This window comes from Escherichia sp. AM3 (assembly GCF_032029835.1).
GTDB classification, from domain to species: domain Bacteria; phylum Pseudomonadota; class Gammaproteobacteria; order Enterobacterales; family Enterobacteriaceae; genus Escherichia; species Escherichia coli.
In genome coordinates, this window is record NZ_JAVUPQ010000528.1 from 1 (window position 1) to 541 (window position 541).

Consider the following 541-nt stretch of genomic DNA (forward strand, 5'->3'; position numbering starts at 1 on the left):
ACCGCTTATATCAATATCCTACAGAGAGTAAGCGAACCGAATTTTTCATAACTCTCTATTTATAAAGAACAATCAGCAAAAACTTGTTTTTGCGTGGGGTGTGGTGCTTTTGGTGGTGAGAACCACCAACCTGTTGAGCCTTTTTGTGGAGTGGGTTAAATTATTTACGGATAAAGTCACCAGAGGTGGAAAAATGAAAAAATGGATGTTAGCCATCTGCCTGATGTTTATAAATGAGATCTGCCAGGCCACGGAATGCTTTGATCTTGCAGGCCGGGATTACAAAATAGATCCTGATTTACTGAGAGCAATATCATGGCAAGAATCCCGTTACCGGGTTAATGCCATCGGTATTAATCCGGTAACGGGATATGGCAGCGGACTGATGCAGGTAGATTCCCAGCATTTTAACGAACTGGCCCGCTACGGAATTAAGCCAGAACATCTGACAACAGATCCCTGCATGAACATTTATACCGGTGCTTATTATCTGGCAATAGCATTTAAAAAATGGGGCGTCACCTGGGAGGCCGTTGGTGCA

Annotated in this window: 1 protein-coding gene; it reads left to right on the plus strand. The window is 43.4% G+C overall.

Annotation, left to right across the window (positions count from 1 at the left end; all coding sequences use genetic code 11):
- Nucleotides 1-100 precede the first annotated feature (100 nt).
- Nucleotides 101-541 (plus strand): transglycosylase SLT domain-containing protein (locus RTW80_RS27045; RefSeq protein ID WP_312721169.1); only part of this gene is annotated, 441 nt, incomplete at its 3' end.